General features: G+C 66.5%; 17 protein-coding genes. 4 read left to right on the top strand and 13 right to left on the bottom strand.

Going from position 1 to position 17,716, the window contains the following annotated elements:
- The first annotated feature begins 167 nt into the window (after positions 1–167).
- Both AC5P67_RS09705 and AC5P67_RS09700 read left to right on the top strand, forming a co-directional pair.
- Positions 168–1,349 carry an efflux RND transporter periplasmic adaptor subunit gene (locus AC5P67_RS09705; RefSeq protein ID WP_043033373.1) on the top strand — a complete coding sequence of 394 codons (1,182 nt, stop codon included), beginning with the start codon at positions 168–170 and terminating at the stop codon, positions 1,347–1,349.
- A gap of 2 nt (positions 1,350–1,351) precedes the next feature.
- On the top strand, positions 1,352–3,295 hold the full coding sequence (locus AC5P67_RS09700; RefSeq protein ID WP_099474041.1) for a MacB family efflux pump subunit: 1,944 nt from the start codon (positions 1,352–1,354) through the stop codon (positions 3,293–3,295).
- A gap of 116 nt (positions 3,296–3,411) precedes the next feature.
- Here the strand turns inward: AC5P67_RS09700 and AC5P67_RS09695 are convergent, their stop codons facing one another.
- The 3 genes from AC5P67_RS09695 to AC5P67_RS09685 form a co-directional block, all read right to left on the bottom strand.
- The gene (locus tag AC5P67_RS09695; RefSeq protein ID WP_049395964.1) at positions 3,412–4,005 is read right to left on the bottom strand and encodes a mechanosensitive ion channel domain-containing protein; all 594 of its coding nucleotides are present in this window, start codon (positions 4,003–4,005) and stop codon (positions 3,412–3,414) included.
- 5 nt (positions 4,006–4,010) lie between these two features.
- Complete coding sequence (locus AC5P67_RS09690; protein ID WP_012480369.1) at positions 4,011–4,877, bottom strand: glucose 1-dehydrogenase; 867 nt, start codon at positions 4,875–4,877, stop codon at positions 4,011–4,013.
- 100 nt (positions 4,878–4,977) lie between these two features.
- Positions 4,978–5,361 (bottom strand): sensory rhodopsin transducer, encoded by a 384-nt coding sequence (locus tag AC5P67_RS09685; protein ID WP_005409793.1) that lies wholly within the window; start codon positions 5,359–5,361, stop codon positions 4,978–4,980.
- Between the two features lie 59 nt (positions 5,362–5,420).
- Between AC5P67_RS09685 and AC5P67_RS09680 the strand changes: the two genes are divergently transcribed.
- Positions 5,421–6,407 carry a TIGR03885 family FMN-dependent LLM class oxidoreductase gene (locus AC5P67_RS09680; RefSeq protein ID WP_138969967.1) on the top strand — a complete coding sequence of 329 codons (987 nt, stop codon included), beginning with the start codon at positions 5,421–5,423 and terminating at the stop codon, positions 6,405–6,407.
- Here the strand turns inward: AC5P67_RS09680 and AC5P67_RS09675 are convergent.
- Positions 6,377–7,963: an alpha-amylase family glycosyl hydrolase gene (locus tag AC5P67_RS09675; RefSeq protein ID WP_329754347.1), complete on the bottom strand. Its 1,587-nt coding sequence runs from the start codon at positions 7,961–7,963 to the stop codon at positions 6,377–6,379. The two genes, AC5P67_RS09680 and AC5P67_RS09675, sit on opposite strands and share 31 nt — an antisense overlap.
- Positions 7,964–8,124: 161 nt before the next feature.
- On the opposite strand from AC5P67_RS09675, the gene xth reads away from it, so the two are divergent.
- Positions 8,125–8,916: an exodeoxyribonuclease III gene (xth, locus tag AC5P67_RS09670; protein ID WP_012480366.1), complete on the top strand. Its 792-nt coding sequence runs from the start codon at positions 8,125–8,127 to the stop codon at positions 8,914–8,916.
- Here xth and AC5P67_RS09665 read toward each other — a convergent pair whose 3' ends face one another.
- The 9 genes from AC5P67_RS09665 to AC5P67_RS09625 form a co-directional block, all read right to left on the bottom strand.
- Entirely contained in the window at positions 8,917–10,635 is a 1,719-nt protein-coding gene (locus tag AC5P67_RS09665) for a sensor domain-containing diguanylate cyclase (protein WP_005413551.1), read from the bottom strand.
- A 120-nt stretch (positions 10,636–10,755) separates the two neighbouring features.
- A complete protein-coding gene (locus tag AC5P67_RS09660) occupies positions 10,756–10,950 on the bottom strand; it encodes a hypothetical protein (RefSeq protein WP_005413550.1) in 195 nt (64 codons plus the stop codon).
- On the bottom strand, positions 10,950–11,585 hold the full coding sequence (locus AC5P67_RS09655) for a DNA-3-methyladenine glycosylase (protein WP_111118067.1): 636 nt from the start codon (positions 11,583–11,585) through the stop codon (positions 10,950–10,952). Before AC5P67_RS09655 ends, AC5P67_RS09660 begins: the two co-directional genes overlap by 1 nt.
- A gap of 72 nt (positions 11,586–11,657) precedes the next feature.
- Positions 11,658–12,617 (bottom strand): cation diffusion facilitator family transporter, encoded by a 960-nt coding sequence (locus tag AC5P67_RS09650; RefSeq protein ID WP_076740035.1) that lies wholly within the window; start codon positions 12,615–12,617, stop codon positions 11,658–11,660.
- 69 nt (positions 12,618–12,686) lie between these two features.
- Positions 12,687–13,271: an AprI/Inh family metalloprotease inhibitor gene (locus AC5P67_RS09645; protein WP_005409785.1), complete on the bottom strand. Its 585-nt coding sequence runs from the start codon at positions 13,269–13,271 to the stop codon at positions 12,687–12,689.
- A 210-nt stretch (positions 13,272–13,481) separates the two neighbouring features.
- Positions 13,482–13,739, bottom strand: coding sequence for a hypothetical protein (locus AC5P67_RS09640; RefSeq protein WP_005409784.1), 258 nt, complete (start codon positions 13,737–13,739; stop codon positions 13,482–13,484).
- Positions 13,736–15,088 carry a membrane protein gene (locus AC5P67_RS09635; RefSeq protein WP_005409783.1) on the bottom strand — a complete coding sequence of 451 codons (1,353 nt, stop codon included), beginning with the start codon at positions 15,086–15,088 and terminating at the stop codon, positions 13,736–13,738. The genes AC5P67_RS09640 and AC5P67_RS09635 overlap by 4 nt, the downstream gene beginning before the upstream one ends.
- Positions 15,089–15,108: 20 nt before the next feature.
- A complete protein-coding gene (locus AC5P67_RS09630) occupies positions 15,109–16,248 on the bottom strand; it encodes an SPFH domain-containing protein (RefSeq protein WP_062607140.1) in 1,140 nt (379 codons plus the stop codon).
- A gap of 142 nt (positions 16,249–16,390) precedes the next feature.
- Entirely contained in the window at positions 16,391–17,683 is a 1,293-nt protein-coding gene (locus AC5P67_RS09625) for a transporter (protein ID WP_065183549.1), read from the bottom strand.
- Positions 17,684–17,716: the final 33 nt, after the last annotated feature.

Here is a 17,716-nt window from a genome sequence, read left to right as displayed (position 1 = left end):
GAGATTTCATGGACGCGATCCGTGCCGTTCAGGAGCGGACGCCGTGCCTGAACGGATGTGCGGCCTCCATGCAATCTCCACAGTGGCTCCAAGAAACATCCACCACCACCTCCCAGACTGCGGCTTCTGCGGTCACATCCGGTGGCTGCGTGCATGCGAGCCTTCCGATGAACAACCGCAGGACCTGGATCATTGCCGCAATCGTTGCGCTTCTTGCAGGCGGCACCGGCTGGTGGCTGTTCGCCGAAAGTGATGATGCCGCGCTGATCACGGCCCCGGCAAGGGTGGCGGACCTGGAAAGGACCGTGCAGGCCGTTGGCCGGGTCAACCCCAAGGAACTGGTGGCGGTGGGTGCGCAGGTATCGGGCCAGGTCAAGCGCCTGCATGTGGTGTTGGGCCAGCGTGTGCACGCTGGTGATCTGATTGCCGAAGTGGATTCGCAGCCGCAGCGCATCGCCCTGCGCAGCGCCGAAGCGGCTGCCAATGCGCTGCGTGCCCAGCATGCCGCCAGCCTGGCGCGCTACGCCCAGGCCATCCGCGTGCATGAGCGCCAGTCGCAGCTGGTGGCGTCTCGGCTGGTCTCGCAGGAAGGTTTCGAGTCCGCGCGGGTGGCGCGCGAAGCGGCGCGCTCTGACGTCGCAGCGCTGCAGGCCCAGATCGAGCAGGCGCTGACCCAGGTGGAAACGGCGCGGATCAACCTGGGCTACACCCGCATCGTCTCACCTTCCGATGGCTACATCGTGGCCATCGTCACCAAGGCCGGGCAGACGCTGAACTCGATGCAGACCACGCCGACCATCGTAATGCTGGCACAGATGGACACGATGACGGTTCGCACCGAGATCGCGGAGGCCGACGTGGAGCTGATCGCGCCTGGCCAACCCCTGTGGTTCTCTACGCTGGGGCCGGGCGGACGCCGCTACGAATCGCATCTGCAGCAGCTTGAACCTGCGCCATCGTCGATTGCCGATGTGGCCACCGGCAACACGGGTGGATCGGCGCAGACGCCGAAGGCGGTGTACTACGCCGGGCTGTTTGACGTACCCAATCCAGGCCTGAAACTGAAGCCGTCGATGACGGTGAAGGTGACGATCCAGCTGGCGCGCGCCGCCAACGCGCTGCAGGTGCCGTTGACAGCAGTGTCCGAGAGCGATGACAAGGCGGGCAACCGCGCGACTGTACAGGTGATCGACGCCAAGGGCCGTGCCCGCGAGCGCGCGGTGACGACCGGCCTGCGCACAGCTACTGCGGTGCAGATCCTGTCCGGCCTCAAGGCAGGCGAGAACGTGGTGGTCGGGCAGGCGCCCAGTGGCGCGGAAGCCGAGCCCACCAGCCTGCTGGGGATGTGAGCATGGCCGACGCGCTGCTGGAACTGCATGGCGTATCGCGCGCCTACCGCTCGGCCGCCGGCGAGGTGGTGGTGTTGAAGGACGTGTCGCTGCGCATCGCGGCGGGCGAGTTCATCGCCATCATCGGCCCGTCCGGTTCGGGAAAATCCACGCTGATGAACATCCTGGGCTGCCTGGACCGGCCAACCGAAGGCAGCTACCGCGTGCACGGCGCCGCAACCGAGCAGATGTCGCCCGATGAACTGGCGCACCTGCGTCGCGATCATTTCGGCTTCATCTTCCAGCGCTACAACCTGATGGAGAACCTGAGCGCCACCGAGAACGTGGCCTTGCCCGCCGTCTATGCCGGGGTGGAGGCCGATGCGCGCACCACGCGTGCCCGCCTGCTGCTGGAAACGCTTGGCCTGGGCGAGCGCACCACGAACCGGCCCAGCCAGCTGTCCGGCGGCCAGCAGCAGCGCGTTTCCATTGCGCGTTCGCTGATGAACGGCGGCGCCATCGTGCTGGCCGACGAGCCGACCGGCGCGCTGGATCATGCCAGCGGCAGTCAGGTGATGGTCGAACTCAAGCGCCTGCATGCGCAGGGCCATACCGTGATCCTGGTGACCCATGATGCGGCGATTGCCGCGCACGCTTCACGCGTGATCGAGATCGCGGACGGCCGGGTCGTATCCGACCGTGGTACGGGTGATCCTGCGGTTGCACGCAAGGCCGTCGCGCCCGAGCGCAGCACGGAACCGGGCGCCGAGCGCCGCGCGCGCCTGGATGCGACCAGGGAAGCGGCACGGATGGCGGTACGTTCGATGCTGGCCCATCGCCTGCGCACCTTGCTGACCATGCTGGGCATCATCATCGGCGTGGCTGCGGTGGTGACCGTGGTCGCGTTGGGCAAGGGCGCACAGGCGCAGGTCGAGTCACAGATCAACGAACTGGGTGCCAGTACGCTGGAGATCTTCCCGGGTGCGGATTTCGGCGACCCGCGCTCGGCCGAGATCGAAACGCTGGTCGTGGACGATGCCGATCACCTGGCCGCATTGAGTTACGTAGACAGCGTAAGCCCCAACCTGAGCAGCTCGGTGGCCGCTCTGCAGGGCAACCGGCGCGCCAACACACAGGTGCTTGGCGTGGGCGCTGATCTACCCCGTGTGCGCGGGCTGCGCCTGAAGGCGGGCCGGTTCTTCACCGATGCCGAGGTGGAGGCGCATCGCGCGGTGGCCGTGCTCGACCAGAAGGCGGCCAAAGCACTGTTCAACGGCAATCCGATCGGCGGCACGGTGCTGCTGGGCGGCATGCCGGTGGACGTGATCGGGGTGGTGGGTGCCAGTGCATTCGCAGGCGGCGCGACGCCCACGGTCTACGTGCCTTACACCTCGGCGGCCTCGCGCCTGCTTGGCAGCCAGCGGCTGGAGAGCATCACCGTACGCGTGCGCGATGACGTACCAACCCGTGCAGCTGAAGCCTCGCTGGGTGCGGAACTGCAGCGGCTGCATGGGCGCCGCGATTTCTTCATCTACAACTCGGACCAGATCCGCAAGGCGGTGATGAAGTCCAGCCAGACCATGGCGGCGCTGGTCTCGGCGATTGCGGCGGTGGCGCTGGTGGTCGGTGGCGTGGGCGTGATGAACATCATGCTGGTGTCGGTGAAGGAGCGCGTGCGCGAGATCGGTGTGCGGCTGGCAGTGGGGGCCCGGCAGGGCGACATCCTGCGTCAGTTCCTGATCGAGGCCGTATTGATCTGCCTGTTCGGTGGGGTGCTGGGCGTGTTGTCCGCGTTGGGCGTGGGCGCCTTGTCCAGTCTGCTGTCACTGGGCGTGCCGTTCCAGTTCACGCCTGGGCCGGTGCTCGCCGCGCTGGCATGTTCGTCGGCAATCGGGCTCGGTTTCGGCTACTTCCCGGCCCGCAATGCCGCGCAGCTGGACCCGATCCAGGCATTGGCGGCGGAGTAGCGTCGTCCGCGGTGGCATCGTAGAGCCGGGCCCGCGCTCGGCTGCTCTCCATTCAGACCGCGATGCGCCCTGCGCCCCGCGCAGCGAGCCGAGCATGGGCTCGGCGCTACAGCGACTCAGCGCGCCTTGCCTTTGATCGGCACGCTTCCTGGCAGCTGCGCATAGCCGCTGTCACCCCAGTGGCGGGTAATGCGCTGGAAGAACAACGAGTTGGGCACGCGCAGCAGGCAACCGCGCGCGCCTTCGCCACGATCACTCAGCGTGGTGTAGATCAGGTTGATGTCCACCACCTGACCACACAGGCCCGGTTTGTCCACGCTTTCCAGCACTTCGATGGTGTCATTGATGCGGAATGGGCGCGTGGCGACGATCAGGAACGAACAGAACAGGTTGGACAACACGCTCCACGCGGCAAAGAACGCCACCGCGCCGACGGCCATGAACCCGGTCAGCGCGGTCCACAGCACCGAGCGCGAAACGCCCAACCGCTCCAGTATCAGCAGCGCGGCCGCCAGATACAGCAGCAAGGCACCGCCGCGACGCAGGCCGACATGAAGCTCTGGAGCCAGCCTGCCGCGCTGCCGGGCCTGCACCAGCAGCCACGCCAGCGCACGCACCATCACCCACGCGACGCCGAGGATGGCCAGCACCTCGGCCACCGGCACAACCACGGTCAGCCAGTCCTCGATCCAGGCAGGCAATCCGGTCATGGAGGCTACAGCGTCGCCGCGCCGCCAGAAATGGTCAGCAGTGCACCAGAGGTATAACTGGCGCTGTCCGAAGCCAGCATCACATAGGCCGATGCCAGTTCGGCTGGCTGGCCGGGGCGGCCGAACGGCGTCTGCGAGCCGAACTGCTCGACCTCCTCGGCGGCCATGCCTGCCGGAATGAACGGCGTCCAGATCGGGCCGGGCAGCACCGCATTGACGCGGATCTGGTGCTCGGCCAGCAGGCCCGCCAGCCCCAGCGTCAGGTTGGCCACCGCGCCCTTGGTTGCGGAGTACGGAAGGATGTTCGGGGTCGGTCGCTTGGAATTGACCGATGCGGTGTTGATGATCGCGCCGCCACCGCGCAGGTGCGGGACGCACAACCGGGTCAGATTGAACACGGCATGGACATTGGTATCGAACGTCCGCTTCCAGTCATCCAGGGTGATGTCGTCGAAGTGCTCGTAGTAGCGCTGGTAGGCCGCGTTGTTGACCAGGATGTCGAGACCGTCCAGCTCGCTGGCCACGCGGTCGACCAGCGAGCGCGCCTGTGCCGGGTCGCTGATGTCACACGGCACCAGTACGGCTTTGCGCCCGGCCTGTTCGATCTGCTGCTGCACATGGCGGGCATCGTCCTGCTCACCATCGAGGAACGCGATGGCAACGTCGGCGCCTTCGCGCGCAAAGGCGATGGCCACGGCTGCGCCGATGCCGCTGTCACCGCCGGTGATCAGTGCCTTCTTGCCCTGCAGCAAGCCATGGCCGCGGTAGCTGTCTTCGCCGTGGTCCGGACGCGGTTGCATCTGCGCGGTCTTGCCGGGGAAGGATTGCTGTTGGGCGGGGAAGGGCGGGCGTGGGTAGTCGGGCAGGGCCATCGTCACTCTCCGTAAGGAAACCGGCGCCAGTCTCCCCCTATACGGGTAAACGGCCGGAGGGCGCGGTGTCGTTGCAGCGTGGACGCCTGCGCGGAGGACTTCACAACGGATGGGCGATCGTGGTCATGATGCTGTTGGCCGGTTGCCGTGAATCCAGCCGCGTGTGCTGCACGATGATCGGCTGGTCGGATTCAACGAGGGTGGCAAAGCCGGTGCCGCGCGGCACCGGCGCCGGATCCTGCAGGTCGTTGAAGCGCAGGTGACAGGTGCGTCGCGCCGGCACGGTGACCCGGTAGGGGCCCACCGGATCACGGTCTTCGAAGTAGAGGGTGAGCGTGACATGCGCGGGCTCGTCGCCGGCATTGAGTACGCAGCAGGTTTCGTGACTCTGCATCTCCGGTGACGGGCCGTTGCTCCAGGCTGGAATGTAGCCCTCGGCGATAGCCCAGCGTCGATGCCCGATGCAGGAAGCGTTCGTTTCCATGACGCGGTTTTAGCTGGAGGGGTGTTGCCATCGTGTCCAGTCCCCGCACGGAATCCGTGATGACCATCGGCTACCACGCATCGCATGAGCAGTTCCCGCCCGCCACCTTGCTGGGCCTGGCGCTGCGCGCCGAACAGGCGGGATTCGAGGCCGTGATGTGCTCGGACCATTTCCATCCATGGACGACTGCGCAAGGGCAGTCCGGCCACAGCTGGGTGTGGGCCGGTGCGCTGGCGGTGCAGAGCGCGTTGACCCTGGGCATGGTGACCTGCCCGATGCTGCGCCAGCACCCGGCATTGGTGGCACAGGCAGCGGCGACGCTGGAGCAGCTGGCGCCGGGCCGGATCTGGCTGGCGCTGGGTACCGGCGAGGCCCTGAACGAGCGCATCACCGGCCAGGCGTGGCCAGCCAAGCGCGAGCGGCAGAAGGCACTGCGCGATGCGGCCGAGGTCATGCGGCGGCTGTGGGGTGGCGAGCAGGTCGACCACGACGGTGGCTTCCAGGTGCGCCAGGCACGACTCTACAGTCGCCCGGCGCTTCCCCTGCCGCTGCTGGGTGCAGCGGTCACGGAGGAGACTGCACGTTGGATGGGGGGCTGGGCCGATGGTCTGATCACCATCAGCCAACCGCTGGCGCAGTTACAGCGTGTGGTGGCAGCGTTCGAGGCAGGCGGTGGCAGGGGCAAGCCGATGTACCTGCAGGCCAAGCTCTCCTACGCGCGCGCCGAACAGGCGGCGCTGGAAGGTGCGATGGAGCAGTGGAGTGCCAACGTGCTGTCGCCGGAACTGGCCGAAGGCCTGGACCAGCCCGAACAGTTCGAAGCACAGGCCCGATCGGTCAGCGCCGAGATGGTGCGCCAGCACGTGCATGTCTCGGCAGACCTGGGCCAGCATCGGGCCTGGCTGCAGGAGCTGCAGGGAATGGGGTTCGATCGCATCTACCTGCACAACGTGAACCGCGAGCAGGAACGCTTCATCGATGACTTCGCCGAACACGTGCTGCCCGCGCTGCGCACTCAGGCACCTTCGGCAGCCAGCCACGTATAGCCGTGGCCCTCCAGGTAACAGCGGCGACCCTGCAGCTTGGCGCCGTGGCCCACCAGCGTGTTCAGCGGACCGCGCAGGGGTACGTCCACCTCGACCGGCTCGTCGCCGAAGTTGATCAGTGCCAGTGCCTGATGGGGTGCCTCACCGTAGCGGAGCATCAGCAGCGCAGGTGAGGGCGGGTCGAGCGTGTGAGGACCCTGCTGCAGCACGGGATGTGCATTGCGCTGCTGCAGCAGCTCGCGCACCCGCAGCAGCAGTGAACCTGGCGTCGCGCGTTGCGCCTCGACGTTCACCGTGCGGTAACCGTAGGGGCCGTCTGCCGGTGGCGCGCGCCAGGCATGCCGCGGTTCGTCGGTGAACCCAGCCCCTGGGCCGTTATGCCAGTGCATCGGCATGCGCACGGCATTGCGCTCGGGCAGTTCCAGGCAATCACCGAGGCCGATCTCTTCGCCATAGCGGATCACCGGCACCTGGCCCAGCGAGAGCAGCGCCGCCCAGGCCATGGCCTGCCATGCGATGTCGCCCTCCAGCATCGGTGCCAGCCGGCGGCGGATGCCACGGCCATAGATGCGCATGCCACGCTCAGGGGCGAAGCGTTCCATCACCGCTTCGCGCTCATCCGGCTCCAACTGCTCAAGGTCCAGTTCATCATTGTTGCGCAGCCAGGCAATGCGTGTGTCCGGCGGCGCGTGCGGGCCGTACTCGGCCATGACCCGCGCCACTTCGCTGGCATCGCCACGTGCCAGTGCGAGGAAGAAATGATTGTTGAGGTGGAAATCCAGCAGGTGCGAAAGCCGCCGCCCGTGGCACAGGAAGTCACCGTAGTGGGACGCGCGGACATCCGCTTCGCCGATCAGTGGCAGCCCTGGTTGCTGCGCGTCTGCCGTGGCGCGCATCGCCTCCAGCAGCCACAGCCCACCGTCGCGCGGGTCGGCGTGGCGGGCGCGCTCGACCATGTACGGAACGGCGTCCACGCGGAAGCCGGCCACGCCGCGCTGCAGCCAGAACGTCATTAACCGCAGCAGTTCCTCGCGTACCGGCGCATGGGCCAGGTCGAGGTCTGGCTCGTGCCGGTAGAACATGTGCCGGTTGAACGCGCCGGCCGTGGCATCCCATGTCCAGACAGCGGCCTCGATCGGCGGGAACATCGGCTGCAGGCCGTCGTCAGGCATGTGGTCGCTCCACAGGTACCAGCGGCGCCAGGCCGGGTCGCCCTGCTGTGCGGCGACGAACCACGGGTGCGCGCTGGCGGTGTGCTGCATCACCAGTTCGACGATGATGCCGATGCCGCGCGCGTCGGCCGCATCGACCAGGCGATGGAAGGCGGTCTCGTCGCCCAGGCGTGGATCGATGCGGTAGTGATCGGTGACATCGTAGCCGCCATCACGGCCGGCGTTGCAGTAGAACGGCAACAGCCACACATGGCTGATGCCGAGCCACTGCAGGTAGTCCAGCTTTTCGGTGACGCCATCCAGGGTGCCCCAGCCGCGGCCTTGGCTGTCGCGGAACAGATACGGGTCGACCTGGTAGATCGCGCGCAGCGGACGCACCGCCATGGGGCTTCTCCGGCACTGTTCACGGGTGACCAGCCTGCTGTGCGCCGTGGCAGCGGTTCGTGAACCGAATGGCACCGCATCATGACGTGGCATCCACGGCCCGTGCATGCCCGGGCGCGCAGAGTGAATGCTCGTCCCGCTGCGCCGAGGAGCCTTTATCCATGCCCCGCCGCAAAACGCTTCGTATTGCGACGTTCAACGTCAACGGCATCGGCACGCGCCTGCCGCAGCTGCTGGACTGGCTGCACAGGGAATCGCCGGACGTGGTTGCCCTGCAGGAGCTGAAGGCGACCGACGCCGCGTTTCCCGCTGCGGCATTGGAACAGGCCGGCTACGGTGCACTCTGGCAGGGTGAGGCGCGCTGGAACGGCGTGGCGCTGCTGGCCCGGGGCACCATGCCGGTCGAGAGCCGCCGCCGATTGCCGGGCGAACCCAAGGATACGCAGAGTCGCTACCTGGAGGCGGCGGTGCACGGCGTCATCGTGGGTGCCCTCTACCTGCCCAACGGCAACCCGCAGCCCGGACCCAAGTTCGACTACAAGCTGCGCTGGATGGAACGCCTGATCCGGCATGCACGCAGCCTGGTCGAGCTGCCGCACCCGGCGCTGCTGCTGGGTGATTTCAACGTGATTCCCACAGACGCCGATGTCTATGATCCCAAGGCCTGGCGGCGCGATGCGCTGTTCCAGCCCGAGGTTCGCGATGCCTTCGAGCGGCTGCTCGCGCAGGGCTGGACCGATGCGCTGCGGAAGGTGCACGGCGACGCCACGATCTATACCTTCTGGGACTATTTCCGCCAGCATGCCGAGCGCGACCGTGGGCTGCGCATCGATCATCTGCTGTTGAATCCCGTACTGGCGGAACGACTGAAGGATGCGGGCGTCGACCGTTGGGTGCGGCTGCAGGAAAAGGCCAGCGACCACGCACCGGCTTGGGTGACGGTGCGTGCGTGATCAACGCGCGGCAGGGTCTTCGCGTCGCTCCCGACGCACGCGCGCGCGGGTTCGGTACAGGCGGCTGTCCGCCTTCTGGATGGTGTCGGCCACGGGCTCACCGGCCGTGTTGATGGCCGCGCCCATCGAGAACGCGCTGGGCGAAAGCGCGGCGTGGTCCTGGTACCAGTGCTCGAGTTCGCTTAGGCGGCCATTCGCTGGCGCGACCAGCACTACCATGAACTCGTCGCCACCCAGCCGTACCACGGTCTCGTCCTTGCCCAGCGGCGAGCGCAGGAAGGTGGCGAACTCGACCAGCACGGCATCGCCACGGCGGTGGCCCTGGGTGTCGTTGATGTGCTTGAAATGGTCCAGATCGAACATCACGCAGGCCCAGCGCTCGTCAATCAGTTCATCCAGCCGGTGCAGGTAACGCCGGTTGTAGCACTGCGTGAGCGGATCCTTGAAGGACATGTCGCGCAGCTGCTGCTCCTGCATCCTCAGCGCGGTGACGTCCTGTGCATGCCCCAGCACGTAGGGCGGGCTGGCTTCGTTGTCGAGCACGTTGTGGTACGCCCAGTAGTGGCGCGTACCATCGGCGGCAATCAGCTCGATCACGCCAGCGTCGGTGTGGTTTGCCTGGATCCGGGCGAGGTAGGCCCTGAAGCCTTCGCGTTTTTCCGGCGGCATCAAGTCACACAGGCTGCGCCCGATCATCTGGCTTTCCTCGAAGCCCAGTGACTGCACCGCCGCCGGATTCACCGAGGTCAATGTGCCGTCCAGCGTGTGGGTGCAGATCAGGCCCAGGCTGTAGTGGAACAGCCGACGGTAGCGGGTTTCGCTCGCTTCCAGCGCGTCCAGCGCGGCTCGTTCGTCCGTGATGTCCTGGATTGCCCCGACCAGGCGCGGATGGCCGTCGACCTGTTGCCGGCTGCCGACCACCCGGGTCCAGATCGCGCGCCCGTCGGCCGTGGTCATCGGCAGCTGTACTTCCCAGGATGTCCCCTCGTCGATGCAGCGCTGTACCGCCGCCTGGATGATATTGCGGCTGTCCTCGCGATAGAACGAGAGTGCGGTCTCCAACGTGGGCGTGAAGTTGCTGCGTACGCCATGCAACTGCTTGGTTTCCCGTGTCCAGCGCACCTCGTTGGTCAGCAGGTCCATCTCCCAGCCGCCGACCCGTGCGGCACGGTTGGTACGCTCCAGGAAGTCCTCACTGCGCTTCAGCTCGCGATGCAGCGCCTTGGCCTGGCCAACCTGCGCCATGAGGGTGCTGCGCTGTTCCAGCACCTGGGTAGTGACCCGAGCCAGATGCACCATCAGTTCACGCTGGGAGGGTGACAGCACACCGGGCATCGGGTCGAGCAGGCACAGCGTGCCGATGCGTGCGCCGTGCGTCGACCCCAAGGGAATGCCGGCGTAGTGGCGGATGCGCGGCCCACCGGTGACCAGTGGATTGGTGGAAAAGCGTGGGTCCTGGCGCGCATCGGGAATCTCGAACAGCTCGTCCTGGCGTATGGCATGGGTGCAGAAGGAGATCTCGCGGGCGGTCTCGCTGACGCCCTCCAGGCCGATGTTGGCCTTGAACCATTGGCGGTCTTCGGCCACCACGGTGATCAGGCCCATGGTCAGGCCGGTCGCGGCGCGGGCCGCGGCGACGATGGCATCGAACACCGGCTCCGGTGGCGTATCCAACAGGTGCAGTCGTTCGATTTCGAGCAGTCGTTCGGCTTCGTCCATGGCGCTTTTCAGGGCTGGGTGGCGAGGGCGGTTGCGGCGGCTGGCTGGCGCTACGCTAGTGCGCGCGCCGTTATGTATCGCCACGGCGGGGTGATGCCGATGTGAGGTGGGCGCGCCGGCTCAGTGCTGTTGGAGCGATGCCTGCAAGGCGGTGGCCAGTGCAGCGTCTCCGGATACCAGGTCCTGCCAGCGCAGTGTGATGCCCTTGCGCCGCCCCTTCTCAACCAGCTTGAGTCCCTCAGGGGCCACGGTGAGAGTGTAGGGTTGGCCGTCGATGTGCAGTTCGCGGCGCAGTGGCTTGTCGAGCGGGGTCATTATCGTTTCCTCGCTGGGGCGGAAGCGCGACGTGGCTGGATCGATACGTGACGATGATCACGGATGTGCCAACGCCAGGGGAAATCAACAGCGCGGGTGATGCCGATGCGGGGCCCGACCACTGGATCCTCCGGCGGCGGCACGCCATCGCTGGCGATGACAATGCCGTGGTTGCCGGTCACCAGATCAGCGCCGTCGAAACTGCGGTCCAGCCCGAAGGCCTGCGAGAGCTTGCCGGGGCCGCTGGCCAGATCGTGATCCCGGCGCGCGGCGGGGCGCAGTTCGCGCATGCGCTCCAGGCCCACCAGCGGCTCGATGGCCCGCAGCAGCACCGCCACGCCTTCACCCACTTCGCCGCAGACAACGTTGCTGCCCCAGTGCATGCCGTAAGTGAAGTAGACATACAGGTGGCCGGCCTCGCCGAACATGCTGGCCGTGCGCGGGGTCTGCCCGCGATAGGAGTGTGCGGCCGGATCGACACTGCCCGCGTAGGCTTCGACTTCAACGATGCGACCGGCCCGGCCATCGTCACGGACGAGGAGTTTGTTGAGCAGCTCGGGCGCAACCTCGACGGGCGGGCGCCGATAGAAGCTGCGGGGGAGGATCTGAAGAGCGGCGGGCAACCAATCCGGCACGGTAGAGGCAGGCTCGGGAAAACGGTGATGGCACTGTGGCACCAGACAGGTGAAACGGGCGCAGACGCAGTGTCATTCCTGCGCAGGCGGAACGGCCAGTGCCGCGCGGCGGGAGGCATAGACCTCGGGTGTCTGCGGCTTGATGAACAGTGCCACCAGTTCCGGATACTCGCGCTTCACGGCTGATTCGATGCGGGTGATGCACGCCTCGATCTGCGGTGTCTTCCGGTCATCCTCGAACTCGGCGCTGAGCATGGCCACGACCTGTTCGGGGCCCATCTGCATGGTGGTCACGCCATTTGCGCGGCGCAGGTCCGGATCGGTTTCCGCCACGGCCATGATCCGCTCGGCCACGGCCGGGTGGGCCGGCTCACCCACCAGCAGTCCCTTGGTTTCGCGTGCGAGAAGAAAGGCGGTGGCGGCAAGCACGCCAGCGATGCACAGCGACGCCACACCATCAAGCACCGGCATGTCCAGGACCTGGGCAGCCGCGAGCCCGATCAGCGCGAAACCCAGGCCCAGCAGGGCCGCGCTATCCTCCAGCAGCACGGTGAAGGTGGACGGGTCCTTGCTGCGACGGAAGGCTTCGAAGTAGCCCAGTTTGCCCTTGGTACGCCGGAACTCCCGTAGCGCGATCCACCATGAAGCCCCCTCGAACAGGATGGAGATGCCCAGCACGCTGTAGCTCAACGCGTGGTTGGTGGCCGGCTCCGGCCGGCGGATGTGCTGGATGCCCTCGTAGGCCGAAACACCGGCGCCGGCGGCGAACACCAGCAGGGCGACGATGAAGCTCCAGAAGTACAGCTCGCGGCCGTAGCCGAACGGATGCACGGGGTCTGGCGCCTTGCCGGCGCGGCGCAGGCCGTACAAGAGCAGGAGTTCATTCAATGTGTCGACCAGCGAATGCACGCCCTCACTGAGCATGGCCGAGCTGCCGGAGATGCCGGCAGCGATGAACTTGGCGATGGCGATGGCCAGGTTGCCCGCGAGGGCGGCGTAGATGACCAGACGGGAACCGGTGGGAGCGGACATTTCGGCGGCGGGGTGAGGCGGATTCCTGATCTTCCTGATCAGCGCGTGCCTACTGTGTGCACGGTGCGATCAGCGCCCCTTGGGATTGAGGTACAAACGCGCCCCATCCGATTCACGGTAGCCCGTCCAGCGCCCACCGCCTGACGCGCGGAAGCGCCCGAACACGGTGTTGCTGGTGTCGGTGAGCAGCAGCTGATTGCCCGACAGTACCCAACGGTTGGCCGAGAAGAAGCCATCCGGGCAGCCGGCGGGCACGTAGGCACTGTAGCCGCCGAACCACTCGATGTTCTTCAGCTCGATGGAGCAGGTGTTGCCGTTCTCCTGGCCCAGCGTCCAGCTGCCGAACAGATCGCTGTCGCGCACATCGCGGCCGCCACGGTGGCGGTCGTGGCCCCAGTCGTCGTTGTCGTCGTGGAAACCGAAGCCCACGTCGATCTCTTTGCTTTCGCTGCGTGACTCGGACTGCGAGCTGCCGCTGGTGATGGTCTGGGTGGTCACCGCGCCACTGCTCTGGGTCTGGGTGCTGCTGGATTGCGTGGTCTGGTCGGTGTGGGTGGTCTGTTCGCCGAAGCCGAACGAGGCGTCCTGGGCAAGGGCGGGCAGGGCCAGGAAGTACAGCGCCGGCAGGCAGCTACGGGCAAGCAGGGCAGCCATCGCAGGATCCTCGGAAGGGGAGCCGCGCGAGTATCGAGCCGGTGGGGTGGGAGACGGTGTGAGGGCGCGCCCTGAGGCAAGCCAGCCAGGAACAGGTGCTGTCCGCCGAAGGGTAGTGCCGGCCGCTGGCCGGCTCCCCTTTGACGCCCAGAGTCCGAAGGAATGCCGGCCAGCGGCCGGGCACTTCCCGCAGCCAGGCATGGCCTGGCGCTACGGGTCGGGTTTCACCCTCACCACCCGTTTCCGGTACTCGTACACGTTGTCACCGCGGATGCGCTTCTCTTCGGTGCCGGTGACCCGGCCCACCTGCTGGTCTGAACCGGTCACGGGCTGTGCCTCGATTTCGGTCTCGTGCTCGAAGGAATGCGATTTGTCGGTGTTGCGGTAATAGCGGTACAGCGCCCAGTACAGCGCGGTTGCGCCGGCTGGACCTGCCGCCAACAGCCAGAGGCCACTGTCGTCGCTCATGTCGATGCTACCAGGAAGGCAATTGCGAGGGCTTCAATGACGGTGCCGGTGGCCAGTGCCGCCAGCAGCATCTTCCATTGCTGCACGGGCACGCTGCCCATGGTTTCGCCGGTACGGCCGTTCACCGCGATGTAGTGCAGCATGCCGCCGTTCTTTCCGGGCTGGTGGTAGGAGTACAACCACACCGGCAGGTACATCGACACCCAGCGGGTGCCATGCACCTCCAGCTGTTCCTGCTCCCAGCGCACGCCACGGTTGTAGCGCTTCACCGAACCTTCCACCTGCGCGCGGGCAATCGACAGTAGCTGGTCTTCCAGCCGCGGCCGCAGCTTTTCCACATCCAGGTTGCGCTTCTCCGAAGTGAAGCCGGCCAGATAGGACGCGTTCCACTTCACCGCGTTCTTGGTGTCGAACGGCAGGATGGTGTTGATGATGTTGTTGGTGTTGGCGCGGGTGTCCAGATTGCCGCGCTCGGCCGAGGATTCCAGCGGCAGGTCATCAACGGTGAAATCGACCTGGCGTTCGACCTGGTAGACATCGGCGTCGTAGAGGGTGCGCTTGTTCTTCTCGCTGCCCACCGTGTACTCGCGCGTCTTGATCTCGCCCTTGCCGGCCACGGCCGCGCTGACATTGCTGTCGACGATCATGTAGGGGAGGAACACGCCCACCACGTTTTCCGGGGTGAACTGGTCCTTGAACGCTTTCAGCGCGAACATCCGGCGCTTGTCGACGAACTGGCGGATGCGCGCGACCGCGTCGTCCTTCTTGATATGGAAGGGCAGCACTGCATCAGGTACCGCGCCATTGCTGATCTGTTCATTGACGCCGAATACGTGGCGACACCAGTGGCAGCGCGCCGTCATCGTGCTTTCGGTATTGACCGTGACTTCGGCGCCGCAGCCGGTGCACTTGAACGTCATCAACGCCGAGGTGTCGGCATCGATGTCGCGTGCGCCGGACGCGATGACGGTGCCGCGCAGCTGGTCGATGGCTTCGCCCAGCCCGAATTCCTCCTCGACCCGCGCGCCATGCCATTCGTGACGGCAGTACAGGCAGACGAGGATGTCGGTGCCGGCCTTGGGCCGGATGTCGGTGGCGCCGCACTTCGGGCAGCGGTTGAGGCCGTCCTTCAGCTCGCTGGCCGAGGTATCGATGGCCACGGGATCGGGCGCTTCCACTTCATCGCGGATCGCCTGCGGCAGCTTCGAGGTGTCCAGCGGGAAGCTGCCGGGCAGGGGAGGGACGTCCTGCGGCGAACCGGGCCCATCCAACGACGCCGCCGGCAAGGGCGGCGGCGTCGCGGGCGCGGATCCGGGCAGCGGCGGTGGGCCGTTTCGGGGATCGGACATGTCGGTTGTGCGTCCTGCTGTTACAGGCCCAGTGCCTTGGCCTTGAGCGCGTCGTAATCGCTCTGGGTGATCAAGCCCAGGTCCAGCATTTCCTTGGCCTTCTTCAGCTTGGCGACCGGATCGTCGGCAGCCGGGGTGACCGGCTGCTGCATGCCGCCGACACCGAACATGCCCGAGGCCATGCCGACACCGACCAGGCCCGCCGCACCGCCGTTCTCGCCGGCCGACTGGATGCCCTGGGCGACGCTGGCCTGCAGGTTGGAATTGCCGCGCGAACCGGACAGCGCATCGGCGCGCTGCACGGTCTTCAGCAGTTCGCGGGTGTTGGCGTCGTACTCGATCGAGACGATGGCGGTCTTGACGATGGCCAGGCCGCGGTCGGACTTCCACTGGTAACCCTGCTCGACGGCGGCCGACAGGCTCTGCGCGAAGCCCAGCGAGTCCTGCTGCAGCTTGGTGATGCGGTTGCCCTTGCCCGGATCGTTGGTATACAGGCTGAAGGCCGGGGCCAGCGAACCGACCACTTCATTGAACAGCTGGCTGGCAGCGGCGTTGTCCAGATCGGTGAAGTCGAACACCTGGCCCGGCCGCAGGTAGCTGGCCGGTACGAAGTTCTTCACGAACAGGATCGGGTCGACGATCTTCAGCGTGTACGAGCCGCGGGTGATCGCACCGACCTGGGTATTGAGGAAACCGTCGTCCCAGTAGATTTCCGACTGGGTGCCGAAGCGGTTGTCCGGCAGTTCCTTCAGCGAGACGAAGTAGGCCGCCTGCTGCGCGCCCGGCTGGCCGCCGAACTTGAAGCGTTCCCAGCTCTGCTTGATGAAGGTGCTGACCAGGCCGTCGCCGGCGAAGATCGACTGCGAGTTCAGGTCGTCCGAACGCCATTCGTAGCCACCCGGTTCGGCGACGAATGCGGTGATCGCGCCGTCCTGGAACAGCAGCAGGCCGTAGCCTTCCGGCACGATGATCTTCGAGCCGTTGGTGATGATGTTGGACGAGCCGCTGGTGTTGGAGCCGCGGCCGGCATTGGTGCCCTGCGGCACCGCCGCGAACAGGGCGGCCGTGGACGGCAGGCCCGCCGGCACGGTGTAGAAGTCCTTCCACTGGTCGGCCAGCACACCGCCAACCGCACCCTTCACCGCCTGTACCAGACCCATGTCCAACTCCCTGTGATTCGAGGGCAGGCACCATGCCTGCCGAGCTGGACTGAATATAGCAGCGGGCAGGGACCGCTGTGGTGCCGGAAGATGAATCCGGGCCATGCCGATGCACGGCGCAGCGCCGTGCCTGGCGCTGTTGCTACAACATGTACGGAATCTTGAACGCCAACGTGAAGTCCGGCGCATCCGGGGTCAGCCCGATGCCCAGCAGCGTCACCAGCGTGGTGTGCTGGTTCAACGCATAAGTCACGCCCAGGTTCAGGGACGCCGCATTGGCATCACTGCCGATCACCTTCATCCACTTGCCGCCCTCGAAGCGGGTGGAGGCGCGGGCGCTGATGCGGTCACTGAAGGACAGGCTCAGGCTGGTCCGCTCGTTGAACGCAAAGGCCACGCCTGCGCCGAAGTACACCGAGCCACCCAGCTTCACGTCGCCCGGATTGACCGTGTCCGGATTGCTGTCGATGTCGTTGAATCCGCGCGGGATGGAGTGCACATAGCCGATATTGGCGAACAGGATGGCCGGGTCGGCGGTCTTTACCATCGACAGGCCGAGGTTGGCCTGCCATACGCCGTTGCCGGTGGGCTGCTCGCGCGGCACGGCGAAGCGGATGTAGTCATCGTCATCGCGCTCGATCACCTTCCAGTCCAGGCCGTAGGGTGCGCGCCCGGTGGGGGCGGTGACGCCGGCCGTGAGCACGGTCTCCGGGCGCCAGCCGCGTTCGCCGAACAGCCGGTAGTTCGCGCTCAGGCCAATGTCGCCCAGGCCGTTGCCGTTGGTCTGCTCCTGCGCGATGGCGGCTGCTGCACCGCCGGCGCCGCCTTTCTGGTACACGGTGCGCCGCGCCAGGTAGGGCACATCCAGGTTGAGCGTCAGGTTCGGGCTGACGCCCCAGCGGGCAGCCACGTTGTAGGTCAGTGAGTCGGACTCCACGTTCTCGATGGCGATATTGCCGAGGAAGATCGCGTCCAACGCGAGGAAGCCGTTGAGGGTGAGCTGCTTGCGGTCGTAGCGTGCGTAGGTGAGGCTGTTCTCGATGGTGAAGCGGCGCGAGAACAGGGCCGATTGCTGCTGCTTCACATCGTCCACGCTGCGCCGCGACTCCTGCCTGGCCTGTTGTGCTTCTGCGGCGGTACTGGCGTAACCCTCGCTGCTCGGTGGAACCGCGGCGGCCGCTGCCTGCGCCAATGGCGCGGCCGGTGGGGTCGAGGCTGGGCCAACCCGCCCGCCCAGGCGCGCCTGCATGGCCTGCACCTGCATGTCCAGCTCGCGCAACCGCCGCACTTCCTGTGCGTAGTTGGCCTTCAGCTGTTCCAGCTGGTTGGCCAGGGCCTGCACGTCGGCGCCATCATCCGGCGTCGTCGGTGCGGCAAGGGCGGTGCCCGCCAGCGCCGCCAGCGCCAACGGGGTGATCCTCATCAGGGTGTGCATGATCGTGTCCTGCGTTGTGGAGCGTTTCCCCCA

Source organism: Stenotrophomonas sp. YJH_SMC_21 (genome assembly GCF_059369555.1).
Note: the sequence above shows the minus strand (reverse complement) of the source record. Positions and strands in the feature narration are given on the sequence as shown.